Here is a 21,284-nt window from a genome sequence, read left to right as displayed (position 1 = left end):
AGTCATTTCGGAGCCAAATGAGTTTTAAGTGTAGTTTGTGCAATTAAAACAGGGGATTTCAGTCATTTTAAGGAGATAACTGTATTCTGTACATCTATTTTTCGCAACAAAGCCGGTTCGGGGCGTTTTCGGCAAATATAAATGTATAGAGTGCAGTTAAAACCTGCAGCGAAGATAATTAGCCTAGTTTAGTTGCAAAAAGTACAGTTATTTCAACCCGGCTCATTCATGATGCCGTGCCATTACCTACGAAACAGGGCAAGTGCATCACCGAGAAGAAGGAGAGGCGGACGCCTTTATAGTGGGATTTTTCCTTCTAACAGCACCGCCAGAAGAGCAAACGAGTGGGCTTCCTTGCGACCAAAACAAAAAAGGCTATCCCCTGGTCATGCGAAATGACCGGAATAGCCTTTTTTGTGTGCTTTTGCCGCCTAACTTATCAGTTGCGGATTAAACCAGCTTGACGAGGCTGTAATTTTTCTTGCCCTTGCGGACGATAATGAACTTGCCGCCAATGGCGTGTTCAGCGGTAATGTCAACTTCCAGTTCACTAACGCGCTCGCCGTTGATGGAAATGGCGCCCTTGGTGATATCCTCGCGTGCCTGGCGTTTGGACGGCTCGATGCCCAGATCAACCAGCCATTCAACGATATTCTTCGATTCGGCGGAGGCGGTGAAGGTCGGCATCTCCTTGAAGCCTTCCTCGATCTCATCGGCAGTCAGGGAACGGATATCGCCGCTGAACAGCGCCGCAGTAATCCGCTTCGCCTGCTCCAGCAGCTCTTCGCTGTGCACGAACCGGGTCATCTCTTCTGCCAGCGCCTTTTGCGCTTCCCGTTTGTGCGGCTCGGATTCAACCTTGGCTGCAAGAGCTTCGATCTCTTCCTTGCTGAGGAATGTGAAGTACTTGAGGTATTTGATTACATCCCGGTCATCCGTGTTCGCCCAGAACTGGTAGAACTCGTAAGGGGTAGTTTTCTTCGGATCGAGCCAGACAGCGCCGCCTGCGGTTTTGCCGAACTTGGTGCCGTCAGCCTTAAGCATCAGCGGGATGGTCAGACCGAATGCTTTGGCTTCGTTGCCTTCTTTTTTACGGATCAGATCCAAACCGCTTGTAATATTGCCCCATTGGTCAGAGCCGCCGATCTGCAGCTGTACATCCTCATGCTTGTACAGGTGCAGGTAGTCGATTGACTGCAGAATCTGGTACGAGAACTCGGTGAACGAAATCCCGCTGTCCAGACGGCTGGAGACAACATCTTTGGCAAGCATCGTGTTGATGCTGAAGTTTTTACCGAAATCGCGCAGGAATTCAATGACATTAATGTTCTTGGTCCAGTCGTAGTTGTTGACCAGACGGACCTGATTGGCATCATCATCGGAGATAAACAGCTTCTTCATCTGCGCAGTCAGCGCATCCACATTCTCCTGTACCTGCTCCAGTGTCTGCAGGGAGCGCTCGCTCTGGCGTCCGCTCGGATCGCCGATTGTTCCGGTAGCTCCGCCGATCAGAATCACCGGACGGTGACCGGCCAGCTGAAAGCGTCTAAGCACCATAAACGGAATCAAATGTCCGATATGCATACTGTCCCCGGTCGGATCAACGCCGCAGTACAGCGAAACCGCCTTGCTCTTCGTCAATTCGCGCAGTCCTTCTGCATCCGTCTGCTGATTAATGGCGTCGCGCCATTCCAGTTCATCAATAATATTCAACATGTACAACCCCTTTGTTAGTGATCAGGTATGGTTAGTGTTAGTGAGATACGTTGGAGGGTGAGCGCCACCCGGTGGTACGGCCAAAAGTCCGCGGACCGCCAATCTCTGCATTTATGTCATACAGCCCGCCGGTCCGGCAAACGCAAAAAATCGCCCCTTGTCTATTCAGACACAGGGACGATTGAATTAACCGTGTTACCACCCAAATTGCACAGACAGCCTAAATCAGCCGATCCGTACCACTCATAAGCGAGTTATCGTTCGCTTCGTTCCGCTTGGCATTACCCAAGATACTCCAGAGTGTATTTCGCAGCCCTCGTGTGTACCGGGTTCCATCACCCCCCGGCTTTCTGTGACAGGGACTAAGCTGCTACTGCGCTCATTCAACGTATACAAACTATAAGATTACAGAAAGTATAGCCAATTCACAATTTGTTGTCAATCCGGCCGGTAACCGGATTAATATCAGGTATAACGCCAGCGGCCGCAGCGGAACCGACTATCCGTTGAAACATTTAGTTGCTGATCCGCTGTTTCAGCTAGTCTGCACTACCTGTCAGCCTTTGTCCCCGGCTTCATACGGTGCTTGCGGTAGTCGCCGGGCGTCACTCCAACCACCCGTTTGAATACCCGCCCGAAGGTAATCGAGCTGGTATAGCCAAGCTTCTGGGCGATGTCCTGCAGATTATCGCTGGTCGTCGCCAGCAGATATTCTGCGCGCTGCATCCGCAGCTGGGTCAGGAAATCGACGAATTTCATATCAAATTCCTCTTTAAACAAATGGCTGGCATATTTGCCCGAGATCTGGAACCGGTCGCTGAGATGCTTCAGCGATAAATCCGGATTATCGAAATTCTCTTCAATATATACCTTCATCTCGCTGATCATCGCCCGGTAGCTCTTCGATTCATTTACAGATACATAAGTCCGGTAAATTTCGGCCAGCCACTTCAGAATTACAGCATGCACCTGCTCAAGCGTCGCCTGCATTTCCATTTCGCTGTAATATCCCTGCAGGCCGGTCTCGGCGAACATTCTGCGCAGGCTGTCCGACAGCTGCCCAAGCTCGCGGTCAAGCATCTGGATCAGCATATGCAGCAGCATGTGGATCTCTTCATCCTTAATCTGATCGCTGCTGAACCAGCGGAACAGCTCATCCACCCGCTGCCGCCAGTTCTCGTCGGCAATCCGGAATTCACGGACGATTTCACTCAGCATCTGCAGATATTTGTAGGAATGCAGCGTGGAACGGTCCGGCAGGCTGTCGCTCAGTACAATCATGTCCCTGCCAAGGGACAGCTTATGCTGCAATGCTGTCTCCGCCGCGGTACAGGACTCCGAAATGGCCTCCAGTCCATCCACAACCGGACCTATGCCTATTGCGAGCGACAGTCCGAGATTATCGCTGACCCATCTCAAATAACGCTCAGCCAGGATTGTCAGCTTCTGCTTGTCCGTCCGCAGCTCCCCGCCGCCCGTCATCAGCCCGATCCGGTTGCCGCTCACCCACTCCGCCCAGCCCTGCAGCCCCTCTTCAACCGCCAGCTCCTGGAACAGGTTCATGAGCGTCAGCTTGAGCATGTTCTGCTCCTTAGCCGGATATTTCCTGCGGAACTCCTCGTAGCGGTTCATTTCCGCTGCTATAAAGGCAAACTGCACCGCTTCATCCGTAAACGGCTCGAAATGCTGCAGCTTCTCTTCCAGAGAACCTCTCTGCTCCCCTTCCATTAAGTCCAGAAAAAGCTGGCGGCGCTGTACAAGCAGATTCTCATCGTACTGTTTCTGATAGTCTACCGTCTGGTTAATCAGCGTTTCCAGCGCCCGGTCAATCAGCACAAGCTCGCTTCTTGATGTACTGTCGAGGCTCTGTTCACGGAACTGCAGTACCTGAATCCGGTTCATCATCGCCTTAATCGGCCGGTAATTCTTGCGGGTGATGTACAGGATATAGAGCGTACCCAGAACGACTGTCAGGATACCGATAATAATCCAAAGGTAAGAGACCACGGACATCCAGGCAAACAGCTCCCCTGCACGGATGCCGCTCTCAAAGGTCCAGCCTGTTTTGTCCAGCGTGATCCGGGTCAGCACATCGCCTTCGGGCATATTATTTTCCCGGTGGGCGGAATAGATCAGATTCCCCTGATCCCCCACCACACGCATGAAGGAGACCTGGCTGTTCGTCATATCATCAATCATCCGTTCAAGCCGGTACATGCTTAAATTCACCATAATGACGCCCTCCGCCCCAAACGGCAGCGGCAGGGGCTTGCCCATGCTGATTACCCGCACCGGCTGGTCAAAGCTGAAGAGCCGGAGGGTGCGGACATCACTCCAATTCCGTTCATCACTCTTTGCCAGCATCTGATCCAGAATTTCCCGGTCTGCAAAAAACTCCCGGTCGACCAGGCCGTTAAGCGTCAGGACCTTATCATCCCATTTACGGTAAATATAGATGGAATCAATCAGCTGGTTGCGGTACAGAATCCCCCGCATATCACTCACCGTATTATAGAGCCGGGTCCGGTCCCCTTCGTCACTCAGCCCGCTCAGGAAATCGCCATAATCATGATTGGTCTCCATTTCCTGAAGTACGGAGATCTCTACATCGTTCAGTGCACTCCGCAGTGAATCCACCACATAGCCCGTTGAGATGCGGTTGGCCTTGTTCGTTTCGCTGCGGGACAGCTCACCTACGATCAGAAACGACAGGAAAATCAGGATCGACACGGTCAGCAGAAAGATAGGGAAATAGGAGAACATCATGCTTCTCGACCAGTTTCGTCTCATATGTACTCCCGCCCTTCTTCAATGGGTTCCGAAGCATGCCGCCTGAAGAATGACAGGAAACTTCACACGGACATTCTTGCTATTCGGTTTATCCAATATAGCATGCCCGCACCGATTAATGCACTAACTGTACAAGACAGATACATCATCTGTGCACCGCCCGAATAAAACAAATAGCCGTTCAGCAAGTTACCCACAATTCCGCCAAGCCCGGAAAATACCATATTGAACAGGCTTTGGCCTGTCGCCTGCATCCTTTTCCCGGAGGCTTCGGCCACATATTCCACAGCAGCCACATAAAACAGCCCGAAAGAAAGTCCATGCAGCACCTGAATGCTTACCATTACCGCCGGAACCGGGAACAGCCACTGGATACCCCAGCGCAGCGCATAAAATAAAGCGGCCAGCAGCAGCGTCCGTTCATGGCCGATCCGCCTGAGGATTCCGGCTGCCAGCAGCATTGAAGGAATATTCGTCAGGGAGGCAAGCAGCAGTGCCGTGCCAACGAGCGAATAGCTGCCCCCCGCCTCCTGAAAGGCCAGTACAAAAAATGAATTGTAAGCTGTCAGAGTCTGGTTAACGAAAAAGCAGGCGATCAGAAACAGCAGAAACAGACGGTTACCCAGCAGCTCCTTCATCCCTTGTGACAATGAAATCGCCGCGGCCTTTCTTTCTGTACTTCGGGATAAAGTAAGCACCGTGGCTGTCCCTGCGAGACTAAGGGTCAGAAACGGCATCCACAGCTGAGTAATCTCGAAGCTCGACAGATAGAACCCGCCGGCATAACCGCCCAGCGCTGTCCCCAGGCTGCCCAGACTGCGGATCGTCCCATAAGAGGTACGCCCTTTCTTCGCAGCAGTAACCGCGTAGGAATCAGCAACAGGACTTTGCGTCGCCTGGAAAATAATAGACAGAATATAAACCGTCATAATTACCGCAGTATATTGAAAGCTATAAAAAAAAGACAAGCAGGCCGGTACAGAGACCGCAAGGATCAGTACCAGCTTCGTCTGGCGATACCTGTCAACCAGTATTCCCCATACCGGCTGGACAATAATGGACAGCAGCGTGCCGATCGACATCAGCATCCCGACAACATTTGCTCCGATGCCCTGATGCACAAATAAGGTAGTTAAATAGGGGTTAAACAGTCCGCCTGCGAGGCCCGTCAATAGATACAATAAGCGAAGCTTCAGCAGCTCCTTCTTGGCATCCACCGATATTGTCGCCGTATTTTCCATGATGTATCCTTCCTTTACGACAGAATCGCTGCACCCGCCGCCCCGCCTGATAACCGGTCAATTGCTCAGTTGTCATTGTTTGCTGCCACCTTTCAGAGGTAAGCTTCAAGAAACCGGGTCCATCCGGAGAGTGAAGGACATCCTCTGCACTCCGTCCTCCGGACGGTGCAGATAAATAATTTCCAGTCTGCTCTCTCCTTCATCGCAAAGGATGGACGGCTCAGGTGCTGCAGCTGACACCCGGCATACAAGACCAGGAAGCACCCAGTGGTCTGGACTTACTTCGGCCAACGCAAGCCCCGGGCCGGTAATCTCAAACAGCACTTCAACGGGAACCTCCGTATCCAGCCGAACCTCGGCCGTCAGCAGATCTTTGTCCACTGCGGCTTCAAAAACGATTCCCCGCAAATGGCTGTTCCAGCTCTTGCCCTGCTCCCTGCGGATTAAGCGCAGGTAATAGCGGGCTCCGTCTGCGGTTCTCCAATGTACGGTCGCCGGATGCATCTGCCCGTTCGTATTCCGGCTTCCCGACATCCCACCGATCATCCGGTTCTCTTCAATCCAAGCCGCCGCTGTGCACAGGTTGCGGTTCTCTCCGGGCTTGTCCCGTTCACACAGCTCGCGGAACTGCTTCTCGACTCTGCGGCTCTCGCCGAATGTCTTGAACTTCAGCAGCAGTTCCGGCGGAACCTCGCCAGCTGCGAGTGCGATCAGCGGATCATGACTGGTTTCACAGTTCGGCGCAGCCAGATGCTCGTAGCCTTCTCCTAAGGAGAGATAGAGGAATACGCCTATTGAGCTATGCCCCGTCATCTCCATCTCATAAGCCCGCGAGAACGGTCCCGACATATTCTCCAGCAGCGGATTATAGAATAGGGCAATATTCTCCCACATTCCATGCTCCAGGCTTCGTCCAATCTCCCTGAATGAAGCAGTACGTCCATACTTTCTCCACATGCCAAGCACGGTAAGGTCCACACCGTAATAGGTGGTTGTATTGAATTCGGCAATGCTGCCAAATTCTGAGAATTCACTCAGGAATGCTGCTGCTTCCCGGTCCGCGTGCCGGATCCATTCATCATTAGCAAAGCGGTGCCCGTAGTAATGGACGATAAAAATATGCATCAGCTCAATATTTGAATTCATCGGAATAACATCGGATAACCGCCGGTCGATGGAAGCTGAAACCGTTCTCTGCATCGATTCCTCCAACCGCTGTACAAGCTCCTGCGGCAGAACTCCGGCAAAATGCTCAAGAATCACCGCAAAGGTGCTGGCAATGAATTCACGCCAATTCGGATCATAGCTCTTCCAGACCGGCGGCAGCACCTCATCGACCGCTGACTGCAGATATTGTCTGATTGCCTGCCCGTCCTCTCCGGTCCATGCGGGACTTATTTCCCGGGAAAGTATGCTGTTTAGCTGTTTACCGACCTTCTCTGTAGTTTCACTGAGAAAAAAGGCGAAACCCGGCGCAAACTTTTTCCACTCATAATTCCCGGCCGGAGGCAGTGCGGCCTGCGGAGAAACGCGGAACGTGCCGTGATAAATCTCGTCCGGGCAATTAAACTGCAGATTCATCACCTGATCCAGCAGTCTGCATGCCCGCTGCGCATCACCTGCACCGCCACGGATCAGTAGCCCCAGCGCATAATGGGCACTGCTGCGTGTGTTATGACGGTCACTCTCCTCTTCATCGATCACAAGCTCCATTGCTTCGTCATATAGCGAATCCATAAGCGCCATTGCCTGAACCACCAAATAACGCTGTCTTTCCGAAAGCCCGTCTATCATGACCTGTGTCACACGTATTCCCCTCTTTCATTAGCCTTTAACTGCGCCAACCATCATTCCGCTGATGAAATAGCGCTGCAGGAATGGATAGACGATCAGAATCGGAACGGTGGAGAAAACGACACTCGCCGCTTTCAGGCTCTCCGGCATCAGCTGGGCCATCCCAAGACCTTCCTGCTGCATCAGCTCGCTGACTTGATTGTTCTGGATCATCTGATAGAGCTTCAGCTGGAGCGGATACAGATCCGGGCGGTTGATATACATCAAGGCATCCTGGAATCCGTTCCAGCGCCCCACGGCATAGAACAGGCTGAGCGTAGCCAGCGATGGCAGCGATAGCGGAAGGATGATGCGCAGCAGCGTACCCAGATGGGTAGTGCCGTCAATTTCCGCCGCTTCCTCCAAACTTTTCGGAATACTGTTAAAGAATGAGATCAGGATAATCATGTAGAACGGGCTGATAAGACCCGGCAGGACAAGCGCCCAGACGGTATCCAGCAAATGGAGGTTGCGGACCAGAATGTAATCGGGAATGATCCCTCCGGTGAAGAACATTGTGATGACGATAATCAGCATGAACCACTTTCGTCCGCGCAGCTCTTTTTTGGATAAAGAATACGCAACAGCGATGGTCATAATCATCGACAATACCGTAGCCAGAACGGTCAGCATTATTGTGAAGCCCAGGGATCGGATCATCGCCATATCAGAGAAAACCTTAGTGTAGGCGTCAATGTTGAATTCTTTCGGAAAGAAGGTCACCAGTCCCGACATAATCGGACGGGTAGAGCTTAAAGAGATTGCAATAATATGAATAAAAGGCATTATGCACAGCAGGATTACAAAAGTTATTACCAAGACATTAAAGATATCAAATATCCGGTTTGATGCACGCTCACTCATTGAAATTCCCCCTTAGTCTCTATTGCGTTCGGCCAGGACTAGAGAATGCTCTCATCCGCCAGTTTCTTAGATGCATAATTCGCCCCCAGCAGGAAAATCAAGCCTACAAGCGCCTGGAACAGCCCGACAGCGGTAGCCAGCGAAATCTGCCCGGACCCAATACCGACACGGTAGACAAAGGTACTCAGCACTTCTGAATAATCGCGGACAGCGACATTGCCGATGATGAACGGGCGGTCGAAGCCGATGGAAATCATATTGCCCAGGTTGATAATCAGCAGGGTGGCAATGGTTGTTTTGATCCCCGGGAGGGAAATATACAGAATCTTCTTGAACCTTCCTGCCCCGTCTACTTCTGCGGCCTCGAACAGCTCTTTATTGATGCCTGTCAGCGCCGCCAGATACAGGATGGTTCCCCAGCCTGCGCTCTGCCACACCCCGACCAGCAAATAAGTGATCAGCCAGTAATGCTTATTGGAGAGAAAAGGAATGGCATCCAGCCCCATACCCGTCAGCATGTTGTTGATAAAGCCGGATTCTGTACCGAATACCTGCAGCACAATGCCGCCGATAATAACCCACGAAATAAAGTGAGGAATATATAGAATCGTCTGGGCGAACTTCTTGAACCAGACAATCCGCAGCTCATAGAGCATAATTGCCAAAATTAGCGGAGCGGGAAACGAAACGATCAGGTCCAGCAGATTGAGCAGCAGCGTATTGCGCAGCGCCTTGAAGAAGTCATTGTTATGAAAGACCTCGCGGAAAATATCAAGCCCGACCCATTCACTGCCGCCGATGCCCTGAAAAAAGTTGAATTCTTTAAAAGCAATCTGTACCCCGTACATTGGCCCATATTTAAAGACCAGGAAGTAAATGACCGGCAGTACGAGCAAAAGATACAATTGCCAGTTTCTGCGGATATAAGTACTGTTCTTCACTGCCATCACTCTCCTCTCTTGTCTGCGGCAATGTCCGGGGGCTTTAACTGCACCCCCGGGGGACCTGCCGCTATCTCTCTTTATATAGATGCAGCTTATTTGGAAGACATCTCTTTGTAAGCTTCGGTACGCTCATCCAGAATGGCCTGACCGCCGCTTGCCAAGTAATCCTTGATCATCGAATCATAGGTACTGTCGAACTGTTCTGGCTTAACCATCGTCATCTTAACGATAATCTCCTGGAATTTGTCAGCCAGCGCTGTGCCATATTTTGCTTCCGCTTCGATCGGGTGATCGAATTTCACAGGCTGAATGTTGTCTGTATTCGAGATTTCCACCGACTTTTTCATATCAGCCTGGTATTTCTCCGGAGTTTGTGCAATGTATGCTGCTTCATTCTTGGCATCGTCTCCGGCAAATTTACCATTAACGATGATGGCAAGGTCACCGAAGTTGTAGATCCGGTCCATAGCTTCCTGCGTCGCATCTGCTTTCACCACAGGCACTCCGTCTACGAGGGTATAGTTCTCATTCTCTACACCGTACTGCATATCGAAGAGGTTCGTATCTGAAGCCATCCAATCCAGATATTTCAGTGCGGCTTCAGCATTTTTGCTGGTTTTCGGGATCATAACGTACATGGCATTCGGCGCATAAGCCGGCTTGGCATGTATGCCTTCCGAGTTAGTGAATGCATCAACAGGTGTGATCACAGCGCCCGGCACATTAGCCTGCAGATTTTCGTACCCGCCATTCGCTGAGAAGTACAGTTCCCCTGCATCCTCTGTATAGAAGCCAAGCAGGCCATTCTGCAAATTCTGCCATAGCTGCTTCTTGTCTTTATCAAGGCCGAAGTCTTTGCTTATAAGGTCTTCATTGTACAGCTTGTTCATAAATTTCAGACCCTCCTTGAAGCCTGGAAGCAGCGTTGGATAATCATTGGAGCCAAGCTGCTGGGTCAAGGTATACTTCTGCTCATCCGTGAGCGGTTCAATGAAGGACCAGAGAAGCGGCTCATATTGAGCGGACGCCAGACTCATACCAAACGGAATGGCCTTGCCGCCGGTATTGCCGGGATCTTTTTCCTTAAAAGCTTTGAGTGTAGTGTAGAGCTCCTCTGTTGTCTGCGGCACTGGCATTCCAAGCTTGTCCAGCCAATCCTGGCGGATGTAACCGGCGTATTTGCCCAGCACAAGTCTTCTGCCCGGAAGTGCGAATTGCTGCCCTTTATATTGTCCGTAGGCTAACGTATCCTCGCCTAGAAATCCCTTTAGGTTCGGTGCATTCTTATCCAGCAAGTCCGTAAGATCTGTTAAACCGCCCTGCTCAGCATACCGGTTGAAGGTTCCTGAATCGTAGGTGAACACAATGTCCGGCACTTCACTTTGACTGGCCATCAGTACATTGAGCTTCTGAATTTCTTCCGATCGCGGCACCGGTACGAACTGGACATCAATATTATTCGGCTTGCCAAAACGCTCCTGCACCAGCCTCGTCAAATAACTGTCGGTGATGGTGTAGCCGGCGGGTGAGTTCCCCCGGTCGAACAACTCTACTTTTAATGTAGTAGGCTTGGATGATTCTGACGGCGCATTCCCGCTGGCAGCATCCTCCTTGGAAGAACATGCGGTTAATAGCATAGAGGAGATTAATACGACCGCCGTTGTAGGACCTGCCCATTTCTTAGACCATCTTGTTGTCATTCTCTCATCACCTTTCCCCTTTTTTAATGTCATTTAACATATCATCAATCGTTATGCCATTTGTTATCAGCACCTTCGATGTCACCTAGTATCACATTAGTATACATAAACGCACAATAAACCATTTTCCACTCCAAAATCCCTTTATATCATGTGCGAAAACCTTTCATATAAACAATTATCGTCCAAACAAACTGCTTTCAACTAGCAGGATGCTGCTGCACAGACGTCAATCCTGTTTATTTTAGCCTTGAGGTTAAGGCAGTATGCTTAGCAAACTATTTTCTAGTAACCTTCTTTGATACTTTATTCTTGCCGTGTATGACAAAAAGGCCCTCAGGATAACCCCCCGGGCCTTCACTTTGGCAATGGGCCTTGCCTATCGCGCTATAAATCCATTATTGCCGCCAGAACGCGGAGACACAGGCAAAAGTTAAATAGACGCTGCTTATACTGGTATAAGCGGCGTCTATCCCTGGTGAAAATTATGTCGCTTGGCTTGTAGTGTGTCTTATTCTTACTTCATCGACCACATTACGAAGCCGGTCACAGGTGACGAACAGCTGATCGACCTCTTCCCGGCCAACTTTATCAATAATCTCATTCAGAATGCCTGAATAACGGGCCATCCGCTCCCGGAACACCGCCTGCCCTTCACCGGTCAGGCTGATGTAAACGGCTCTCCGGTCAACTTCAGACGTCGTCCGCCGGATATATCCCTTATCCACAAGGGCACTGATGGTCTGTGATGCGGTCGGCCTGCTGATCTGCAGCAGCTCGCTTAGTTTGGACACCATTACGCCCTGCTGAGCCGGCATTTCCGCATCCGGGTCCATCCTTTTCATCATCGCATGAATCATAAACATCATAAGGAACTCACCATAAGGTATCGGATCATTCCAGTTGGTCCGGTTCGTTAAGCTTCTGATATTCTCAAATACCTTCAGCAGCTGCTCTTCCTGATGATTCTGGGAATTCATAAGACACCTCCGTGATTGTATGGCCGGCCAGCCCGTTACATGGCCCGAAAAACAGCTTCATTCAGCTTCTGCAGCAGCTGCCCCAGCTGCTCACGCTCCGCTTCACTAAAATCCTCGAGCAGCTGTGCAAATTTGACGCGGCGGACATCTGTATCATTCTTCAGCGTTTCGGCTCCCAGCTCCGTCATCTGCAGCGTGTATGCTCTGCCGTCCAGCGGATCGGGAACCCGGTACACATAGCCCTTCTGCTCCAGGGCGGAAGCCTGGCGGCTGATTGTGGAAATGTCCAGATGAAACTCATCAGCCAGAGCCTTCACTCCGGCGGAGCCGCGTGAAGCAATCTGGTGCAGCAGCAGGTAGGCGGAGTGATCGAGAATGCCGTATTTCTTGTAGGTGCTGATGGAGGTCAGCCGGCGGCTGAGTATGGTCATTTCGAGTTCAATTGCTTCTAACGGGCTTCGTTCCATAATGTACGGCGGCCTCCCTTTCCATGCTGATCTGTATTCTTCACTTCCTTTAACAGGTCGAAAAAGAGCACTATCATTGACTTCAGCCATTCAGCTTGTATAATACAAGTATATAGTTTCATTATACAAGTTATTTGAACAAAAGCTAGTCCATTCATAGTTGGGGGAACCTCATGAAAGCTCATGAAATTATGATCAGACAGGTATACAAAGTGAAGGAATACGATACCGTGCGGACCTTCATCGAGAAATGTCTGGAGCACCGGATCAGCGGCATGCCGGTCATCAATGACCGGAACGAAATTGTCGCTTACATTAGCGACGGGGACATCATGCGTTATATCGGCAAGCACGATGATCTGATTGTCGATTCTTTTTTTCAGGTAAATGTGATTAAAGGTGACGAGGATGAATTCGAGGAACGGACCCGCCGGCTGCTCGATCTGAATGTGATGTCTATCGCCAAAAGGAAGGTCATCACCGTTCACTGGGACGAGGATATTGAGCGGATTGCCGCTGTGCTGGGAAAAAAACAAATTAAAAAAGTACCTGTTGAGCGCAACCGTGTGCTTGTCGGCATTATCAGCCGCGGCGACGTCATCCGCCATTCCTTCAAAACTCTGTTATAAAGTCAGCAAAAAGCCTGTCTGAATCCGGTATTGCCGGAATACAGACAGGCTTTTGTTTTATTCTTTACAGCTTAATTCTTGTCTGGCTATAATCCTAGTCAGCAAGAACCTCTTTACCGTTCTGGATCGTGTACTTGTGATTTACCGATGCTTCCTCAATGTCTGCAAAAGCCCAGTGTGCTGCCGGAACATCAGAGAAGCTTGGACGGGTTACACCCGTAAGCGGTCCTCTTCCGAACAGACGGTTGATTACAGTTACTGCTTCTGCACGGCTTAATGTCTTGGCAGGGGCAAAGCTTCCGTCTGCAAAGCCGGTCATCAGCCCCGCAGCCTTCACTGCATCAATCGCTCCTGCAGCCCAGTGCTTGTTCACATCAGTAATAGCGGAAACGACTGCCCCGCTCTCATCAAAGGACAATTCCTTCAGACGCGCACTCAGAACCGCCATCTCGGCACGGGTTACCACACGGTCCGGCTTAAAGCTGCCGTCCGGATCACCCTTCATCAGGCCCGCTGCTGCAACTGTGGAGATATACTCCGCAGCCCAGTGCTGGGCTGTTACATCTGTAAAGCCTGCTGCAGCTGCAGCAGTTGTGCCCAGGTTGCGTGCAAGAAGGGCTGCAAGCTCAGCCCGCGTTACTGCACGGCTAGGCTTGAAGGTACCATCCTCATACCCCTGGATATAAGAGGAATGCGAATAGGTTGCTTCTGTTGCTGTAGTCTGGCTGTCCGAGACAACACCTGGTACAACCGGTCCGGCTGGTGCAGGTGCACTGCTGCCCGGAAGCGAGGAGCTTGTCTCAACTACACTAAAGGTACTGAATTTGTTAATAACAAAGGAAATGCCTACCGGCTCTTTAAGCTCATTGTACACGACAGTTCCCGCCGAAAGCTCAATATCCCCGTCGCTGTGGACAATATAGACGGCCAGACGGTTAAGGTCCAGCGCACCATTGATACCGTTTTTCACAAAAGGAATCATCAGCGTTGTCTCATAGCCGCTGTAATTTGTTTCGATCTCAAGCGGCTGGCCAAGCGCCTTCAGATTCTGTCCGCCAAAGGACGTTGGCACCGGAGGCGTTACTTCTGCCAATGCTGAATTACTGTGAACCGGCACAATCCGGAAATACAGATCCAGATTATCTTCCATCATGGACTGCAGCTCAGCTGAATTCAGCGTTACTGTTGAATAGTCACTCTGGATATTCAGTCTGAAGCCGTTTGCTCCCAGAAGGGCAAGTGTACTTGCCGGAACTTCAATTGCAATTTCATCAGCGGCATTCCCTGCCAGCTCATCAATGTATACAGTAGTTGCATTATTGTAGCCCGGTACAGAAGATGAAATGATCTCCTGTGCCTTGGCAGTGTCGAATACTACCTTGTCAATTTTGGAGACTGTACCGTCTGCAGCCGTTACGTTAATCCGTTTTACCGGAATCTGGGCTGTTGCATCTGACTGGTCCTTCACTTCCACATTGCGGATATTGCTGGTATCCTCAACCTTTGATGTTCCTTCTGCAGTTACAACCAGCAGGAAGGTGCGGATTTTCTCCTGTCCGTCCCGGCTGACTTTCGCACTGAGCACTACAGACTCATCCTTGGTACCGCGGTTCACAGCAGCCTTGATGGCGCTGCCTGATGCTGCGGGAATTTCGATAACCTCCGGCTTGCTGGAAGTCCAGCTGATCTGTGTACCGTAGCTGCCGTTTGCAGCAAGGGTCAGAGCTGACAGTACATTCTCCCAACTTTCACCGGCTGAATAGCTGATTTCAAGCAGCTTGGAGGCTTCATTTACAGCGTCTGCTGCGTTGATAGTTATAATTACACTAAGCGGAGCGCTCTCCGTTTTTTTGTTTTCTGTCAGTGTAACGGAAATGCTGTCGCCTTCGGTCAGGGCAAGGCCTGTAAATTTCAGCGGACCTGCTGTATCTGTGTTATTTACAGCGCTGATCAGCAGCTTGTTGTTTTTGTTGTAGATAGAAGCTGCCGCTCCTGCAGGAACCTGATTGACAATGACCGTGCTTTGAGTGGCACTGATATCAATATTTCCGGCCAGTGGCTGGACAGTCTGCTCATAAACGGCCTTAACCTCCACCTTCGCGCTTGCCGCTTTATTTACTTCAGTGTAGCTGACCTTTACAATCTGTCCCAGTACAAGGCCGTTCACTGCAAAATTAAAGTTAGCCGGAGCACCGGTATCATTATAAGTAGCACCCAGCACAGTTACAGCATCTTCTGCGTATACAGATACCGTAACACTTGCCGGAACGCCGCTTGCTGTAACTACGCCGGTCGTGGCATTGGCCGTCAAACTACCGGCTGCTGGCGCCACGGTCGGCTCATATGCTGCGGGAACTGCTATAAGCGGACTTTGATCCTTGCCCGGCTCCTGCGAGCCGATTCTCACGATCTGTCCGTCTGCAAGTCCGGATGCAATTACGATATTTAAATCAGCCGGGCTTCCAGTCTCATTGGTAACTGTTCCGAGCACGGTAATACCATCTTCGCTATATACAGATACCACTGCGTTTGCAGGCACATTTTTTACAGTAACAGCAGATGTAGTAGCATTGGCGGAAATATCAGCCGCAGCTGGTGATGCTGTCACTTCATTTAGGGCTGTGATAACTGTAAGCTCGCTCTCAGCCAAATCAGGCTCAGTCAGACTCACCTTCAGGGCTTCCCCTGCACTTAATCCGGCTGTAATGACTACCGTAACATCGGCAGCTGCATCAGCAGTATTCTTCGCTGTTCCGAGTACAGTCGTGCCGTCTGCGGCATATACCGTAACTTCTGTACCAGCAGGAACATTTTTAACAGTCACTGTGTCAGCAGTCGCATTAGCAGTAACATCAGATGCCTGCGGTGCAGAGCTGCCTGCCGCAGCATCACTGATACCGCTCAGCAGAACTACACGATCCGGCTCGCCGTCCATCTTAAGGGTCAGCTTCCCGTTTGAGGTACCCGGACCCTGCGGTACATACTGTACTTCAATTACACCGCCTTCACCCGGGGCAAGCTCGGAAGGAACGGTATTGCTGACGATGGAAAAGTCGCCGCTTACCTGTACTTCATTGATTTTAAGGGAGGCATCCGACGTATTGGTTACTGTGACGGAGCCTTTCTTTTGCGCTGGATAATTAAAATACAGATTGGTGTTCGAGAGATACAGCTTGTAGCCGCTCAGCAGACCCTGGAATACCTTCAGGTAGATCTTGCCGCTCTGCTCATACAGATAGAGAACGTCACCATTCGTCGTGTTGATTGCCGCATTAGCTACGTCAGTGGCTGCGACTTCAACCGCGGAGGAAAGGGTCGCGCCCAGATCCTGGCTGACGCTGAAAAATACGGAGGAGCCGTTGCTGAAGCCCGTCACGACATTGCCGTAGCTGTCTGCGCTAAGGGAGCGCCCTTGCGAAGACTGGTTGTCTCCGCCCTGCAGATCCGTTACAGATTTGTCCTTGATATTCATTCGGACCATATTCGAACCCGATCCGGCTACAAACAGGTATTGGCCTTTGCTGCCTGCCGATAAAGCCCCGACAGAATAAAATACCGAACGGTTAGGAATTACAGCCGTCTCAAAGGTCTGACCGTGAGTGCTGCTTACATAATACTTCAATGACGGATTATCCTTCTGGACAATCAGATCGCCGGTCTGAGGGTCGACATGCAGATCGGTAAAGGCATAATATTCATTAAAAGCGTACTTATTAAAGGTCACCCCTTCATCACTGCTGTAAAAAAGGTCTGATCCTACCGTGTCCGTCACATAAATGTAGCTGCCATCCACAGCCATATGTACTGCACTGCCCATAAAAGAGCCTATTGTGGCCGGGGCACCAAATGTTTTACCACCGTCAGTACTTTTCACCAGTACACCTGTACCTGATTCCACTCCCACAACATATACCGTACCGGAAGAAGAAACCGCTATCTCCGGCTCATATTGGCCGGTTGCAGCAATAACGCTCGCCTGGAAGGTCTTTCCGTTATCTGAGCTCTTGGCGACACGGATCTCAGTACCGCCGTTATATACGGCATAAATGGAGCCATCCGGCGAAACCGCTAAATTTCTTGAGGTATTACCCGGTGCTATAGTCCAACTGGTAGTATCGGTATCGCTTACCAGGACCTCACCGTACGCGCTTGTGTCTGCCGGGCCCGCATAGCCGATGCCTGCAAAAGAGCCTATACTCAAACTGACGGTAGTAACAATAGATAAGACCTTTGATAAAAACCGTTTCTTCATGCTGCTTACCTCCCATGTTAAAATTCTGCGGCTGACTAAGGTTCGCGTTCACTCCTGTAATCAACTACTTTGTACCTATATTTTTAATCCTGGAGTCATTGTAACAGAGCCCTCTGAACAAACTCTCAACAATTCTCGACACATTTCACTATTTTCAAGGTCTTTTTAACAATTTGCCGCCAAAATATGATCATTCATCAACTTTTTCGACATAAAAAGACCGCCTGCATAAATCAGGACGGTCTCTGGAAGGCTTATTAAGTTGTTTTGTGCATCAGATTCGCTACAGCTTAAGCAGCTGATCCACCTTCACCGGCAGGCCGGTGGCAATCGACTGGTTGGCGGCAATACCGGTTAGAATCGACTGGGCGCCATCAATGTGCGAGGCTGCCCGGTTAAAGCGGTCATCCGCCGGATGCTCGAATATATCGCGCAGCATAACCGGGTCACCGCCGCCGTGTCCGCCGACGCCTTCCTCGATCTCCACCTCATACGGAGCAGCAAACTGCGGGAAGATGGTAATCTGCTTGTCCTTGACCGCACCCTCCTGATCCTTGCCGCCTCCGGCGTTAACGTAGGACTGCTCAACAACCTTAACCTCCATCCGGCCTTTAGTGCCGTTAAAGACAATATTGAAGCCTTCCCACGGCAGATAGGCATTCAGCGAGTAGTTCATGATCGTCTTGTTCTTATACTTGACCATCACGCCCATGGTGTCCTCAATGCTGATATTATCGCCAAAAACGTTCTGGTCGCGCAGGTATCCATCCTCATACTCAGTGTCCAGATACATCTTTTTCAGCTTCTCATTATCCTTGAGATGCAGGGAAAACGGGTCATTCTCTGCCGCCTTGCTTCCGTGTACCCGCTGGTAGAACTCAGTAACTCCGCGCTTCTCGGCATTTTCCCGCCCGTAGAAACGCAGATCGCCCATCGCAAATACCGTATCCGGCTGCGAGCCGAGCCAGAAATTCATCAGGTCAAAATGATGCGTCGATTTGTGGACCAGCAGCCCCCCGCTGTTGCGCTTGTCGCGGTGCCATCTGCGGAAATAATCCGCCCCGTGCTGCGTGTTGAGCAGCCATTCAAAATTGACGGACAGCACCTCGCCGATCGCCCCGTCCATCAGCAGCTCGCGGATTTTGGTGTTATGCGGGGCATAGCGGTAGTTGAAGGTTACGCGCAGCTTTTTGCCGGTCCGCTCAATAGCGTCCAGGATTTCCTTGCATTTTTCCACATCCGTAGTCATCGGCTTCTCGGATATCACATCACAGCCTAGCTCCATAGCCCGGACAATATAACGGTGGTGCGTGCGGTCAACACTGGTAACGATTACAGTATCCGGCTTCGTCTCTTCGATCATCTTATCGAACTCATGCGCCTTATACGCTGGAACAGCATGGTAATTGTATTTGTCAGTCAGCAGTGTGTTCACATAAGCCATTCTCGCCCCGTTGACATCACACAAGCCTACGATCTCCGCGGTCTCCCGGTAATTCGTTGTAATCTCCCCGTAAAAGAACTCAGCCCGGCCGCCCGTGCCTACAAATGCATATTTCTTGCTTCCCACTGTTATCACTCCATCACTATTGTTTTGAATGCGTTTACTACGTATATTGTATAGTATAAAATACATTCATTTCTAAACGGTTTTTGCTTAAAATAAGCATTTTTGTGCATATATTATCCTTGGGTTAGGAGTGAGTATAGTGCAAGAGGAGAAGCAGGAATTTTTGTTTTATGTGGAGCAGTTAAAAAGGGCCGGCTCCTTCAGCATGGACACCGACCATTTTCATGAAACCTATGAAATGTATTATCTGCTTGCGGGAGAGCGCAGCTACTACATTAATAATCTGGTCTATTCCCTGCGCAAGGGTGATCTGATCTTCATTAACCGTAATGAGCTGCACCGTACGATGGCTAAGGGCAAAGTGCGCCATGAGCGCATCCTGATTAATTTCCGTCCTGAATTTCTGCAGGGGATGCTTGGCGGCAAGGGGCTTACGCTGCCCTTTTTCAGTGAGCAATGCCTGCTCCTGCGGCCGGATGGACACGAACAGGGTACTATTGAGAACCTGCTGTTTGCGATGCTGAAGGAGCAGCAGGAGCCGCGGGGCCACCAGAGCCTCTATCTGCAGACGCTGCTGATCCAGTTCCTGATTGAAATGAACCGCATCCGCGAAAGCGCACAGGCCGCAATCGCACCGGCCAATGATGAGAAGCAGCGCAAGGTATATGAGATTATTGAGTATCTGCAGGCCAGCTACACGGGTGCCGTTACGCTTGAGGAGCTGTCGGAGCGGTTCTACCTCAGTGTTCCGTACCTGTGCCGCCTGTTCAAGCAGACCACCGGCTTCACGATTATTGAGTACCTGAACACGATCCGTGTCCAGGAGGCGCAGCGGCGGCTGCGGGAGAGCAGCGACTCCGTGACCCGGATTGCCGAGGACACCGGCTTTGACAGCATCGCCCACTTCGGCCGCGTCTTCAAGGCAATAGCCAAGCGCTCGCCTCTTCAGTACAGGAAGCAGAACCGGTGAGGGTGAATAGTGGATTGGATTGCGGAGGGTTGTTAAAGGAATGTTGGTGGATTGCTGGTGAGTTGTTGGAGCATTGTTGGTCGATGAAGTGAAGTGCCTGCTGCAGCTGTTCAATATGCCGAAAGGGCTCGGCCAGAAGCAGCAACTAAGTGGAAAATCGCCATCTATTTCCTTGATTCTTGCCGCGAAAAGGAGATTAGTGGGAAAAACGCCTCTTAAATCAGTACTTATCGCACCTAAACGGGATTACGCCCTGAAATAAGCGGCGTTGTTCCACCTAATGATTAGAAAATTCAAAAAAATCCTAAAATTAGATGGCGAATATCCAGCTAACTCCCGCTGGCGCTAAAAAGCCCTGTTGAACGACATTCAACAGGACTCGGCGGCTCGGATACTAGTAAAACCAGAAAAACCGGATTCCGCCGCCCTCAGAATATTAATGCTCTGTAAAAGGGTTACTGAGCCTCAACCGGTTATTCCTTCACGCCACCCAGTGCTACGCCTGCAATGATATACCTGGATAACAGGAAATACACCACAAACAGCGGCAGGGCCGTCAGCGCCAGGCCCATATAAATTGAGCCAAACTCCGTTTTGTAAATATCGCCGCGCAGTAAGCTTACCATGACCGGCATCGTATATTTTTCCTTCTGGGTCAGGAGGATGAGCGGCATAAACAGGTTGTTCCAGTTGGCCACAAAGGCAAAGATCGCCTGGGTTGCTACCGCCGGCATCATCAGCGGCAGGATGATCCGGTTAAAGGTTTTGAATTCGCCGGACCCGTCAACGCGCGCAGCCTCTACGATCTCAAGGGACAGGGTTGCGAGCAGATACTGGCGCATGAAGAACACCACAGCAGGTGCTGCAATCGCAGGCAAGATCAGCGGAAGGAAGCTGTTGGTCCAGTGGATTTTATACATAAACTGATAGAACCCGATTGCACTCGCCTGGGAAGGAATCATCATCACACACAGGATAAAGGTAAAAAACGGCTTGCGCAGCTTCCAGTCATAAGTCACAAGCCCGTACGCTGAAAGCGACGAGAAGTAGACCGTCAGGACTGTAGCTGAGCTGGAGATGATAAAAGAATTCAGGAACCCCTGCACCGGATCAAAGCTTTTGTCCAGCAGCACCCGCAGATTGTTCATCATATGGGTGGACGGAATCAGTGAGAGGCCGCTCTGAATTTCCGCTGTTGACCGGGTAGCATTAACGAACATGATCCAGAACGGGAGGATGCTGAGCACCGCCAGAAAGATACAGACCACATAAATGATCGTCTTGTTGATCTTTCGGGTAACGGCTCCGCTTGAATGATTATGGTCCAT

14 protein-coding genes and 1 other annotated feature are annotated in these 21,284 nt (G+C 50.7%); of the genes, 2 read left to right on the top strand and 12 right to left on the bottom strand.

Annotated features, from left to right (window positions below; all coding sequences use genetic code 11):
- Nucleotides 1-450 precede the first annotated feature (450 nt).
- The 9 genes from tyrS to R70331_RS08335 all read right to left on the bottom strand — a co-directional run bounded on the left by tyrS (nt 451) and on the right by R70331_RS08335 (nt 12,535).
- Nucleotides 451-1,713 (bottom strand): tyrosine--tRNA ligase, encoded by a 1,263-nt coding sequence (gene tyrS / locus R70331_RS08375; RefSeq protein ID WP_042182352.1) that lies wholly within the window; start codon nt 1,711-1,713, stop codon nt 451-453.
- 173 nt (nt 1,714-1,886) lie between these two features.
- Nucleotides 1,887-2,112: a binding site (T-box leader), on the bottom strand.
- 153 nt (nt 2,113-2,265) lie between these two features.
- Nucleotides 2,266-4,506 carry a helix-turn-helix domain-containing protein gene (locus R70331_RS08370; RefSeq protein WP_042174495.1) on the bottom strand — a complete coding sequence of 747 codons (2,241 nt, stop codon included), beginning with the start codon at nt 4,504-4,506 and terminating at the stop codon, nt 2,266-2,268.
- 62 nt (nt 4,507-4,568) lie between these two features.
- A complete protein-coding gene (locus tag R70331_RS08365; RefSeq protein ID WP_042174492.1) occupies nt 4,569-5,747 on the bottom strand; it encodes an MFS transporter in 1,179 nt (392 codons plus the stop codon).
- A 105-nt stretch (nt 5,748-5,852) separates the two neighbouring features.
- Nucleotides 5,853-7,553, bottom strand: a complete 1,701-nt coding sequence (locus R70331_RS08360) for a DUF8769 domain-containing protein (protein ID WP_042174490.1) — start codon at nt 7,551-7,553, stop codon at nt 5,853-5,855.
- A gap of 18 nt (nt 7,554-7,571) precedes the next feature.
- Complete coding sequence (locus R70331_RS08355; RefSeq protein WP_042174489.1) at nt 7,572-8,444, bottom strand: carbohydrate ABC transporter permease; 873 nt, start codon at nt 8,442-8,444, stop codon at nt 7,572-7,574.
- Nucleotides 8,445-8,482: 38 nt separating this feature from the next.
- Nucleotides 8,483-9,391 (bottom strand): ABC transporter permease, encoded by a 909-nt coding sequence (locus R70331_RS08350; RefSeq protein ID WP_442950570.1) that lies wholly within the window; start codon nt 9,389-9,391, stop codon nt 8,483-8,485.
- A gap of 89 nt (nt 9,392-9,480) precedes the next feature.
- Nucleotides 9,481-11,088 (bottom strand): extracellular solute-binding protein, encoded by a 1,608-nt coding sequence (locus R70331_RS08345; protein ID WP_042174488.1) that lies wholly within the window; start codon nt 11,086-11,088, stop codon nt 9,481-9,483.
- Between the two features lie 485 nt (nt 11,089-11,573).
- Nucleotides 11,574-12,068 (bottom strand): MarR family winged helix-turn-helix transcriptional regulator, encoded by a 495-nt coding sequence (locus R70331_RS08340; protein ID WP_042174486.1) that lies wholly within the window; start codon nt 12,066-12,068, stop codon nt 11,574-11,576.
- 35 nt (nt 12,069-12,103) lie between these two features.
- On the bottom strand, nt 12,104-12,535 hold the full coding sequence (locus tag R70331_RS08335; protein ID WP_042174484.1) for a MarR family winged helix-turn-helix transcriptional regulator: 432 nt from the start codon (nt 12,533-12,535) through the stop codon (nt 12,104-12,106).
- 173 nt (nt 12,536-12,708) lie between these two features.
- Here R70331_RS08335 and R70331_RS08330 point away from each other — a divergent pair, with 173 nt between their 5' ends.
- The gene (locus R70331_RS08330) at nt 12,709-13,164 is read left to right on the top strand and encodes a CBS domain-containing protein (RefSeq protein WP_042174482.1); all 456 of its coding nucleotides are present in this window, start codon (nt 12,709-12,711) and stop codon (nt 13,162-13,164) included.
- 94 nt (nt 13,165-13,258) lie between these two features.
- Here the strand turns inward: R70331_RS08330 and R70331_RS08325 are convergent, their stop codons facing one another.
- Nucleotides 13,259-17,416, bottom strand: a complete 4,158-nt coding sequence (locus tag R70331_RS08325; RefSeq protein WP_042174480.1) for an S-layer homology domain-containing protein — start codon at nt 17,414-17,416, stop codon at nt 13,259-13,261.
- 283 nt (nt 17,417-17,699) lie between these two features.
- Nucleotides 17,700-18,986 carry a Gfo/Idh/MocA family oxidoreductase gene (locus tag R70331_RS08320; RefSeq protein WP_042174477.1) on the bottom strand — a complete coding sequence of 429 codons (1,287 nt, stop codon included), beginning with the start codon at nt 18,984-18,986 and terminating at the stop codon, nt 17,700-17,702.
- A 139-nt stretch (nt 18,987-19,125) separates the two neighbouring features.
- Between R70331_RS08320 and R70331_RS08315 the strand changes: the two genes are divergently transcribed.
- On the top strand, nt 19,126-19,956 hold the full coding sequence (locus R70331_RS08315) for an AraC family transcriptional regulator (RefSeq protein WP_331281505.1): 831 nt from the start codon (nt 19,126-19,128) through the stop codon (nt 19,954-19,956).
- Nucleotides 19,957-20,429: 473 nt separating this feature from the next.
- On the opposite strand, the gene R70331_RS08305 is transcribed toward R70331_RS08315, so the two are convergent.
- Nucleotides 20,430-21,284 carry a carbohydrate ABC transporter permease gene (locus tag R70331_RS08305; RefSeq protein ID WP_042174474.1) on the bottom strand — a complete coding sequence of 285 codons (855 nt, stop codon included), beginning with the start codon at nt 21,282-21,284 and terminating at the stop codon, nt 20,430-20,432.

Source organism: Paenibacillus sp. FSL R7-0331 (assembly GCF_000758645.1).
GTDB lineage: Bacteria > Bacillota > Bacilli > Paenibacillales > Paenibacillaceae > Paenibacillus_AQ > Paenibacillus_AQ camerounensis.
The sequence above is the reverse complement of the archived record's forward strand: the minus strand, read 5'-3'. Positions and strand labels throughout refer to the sequence as shown.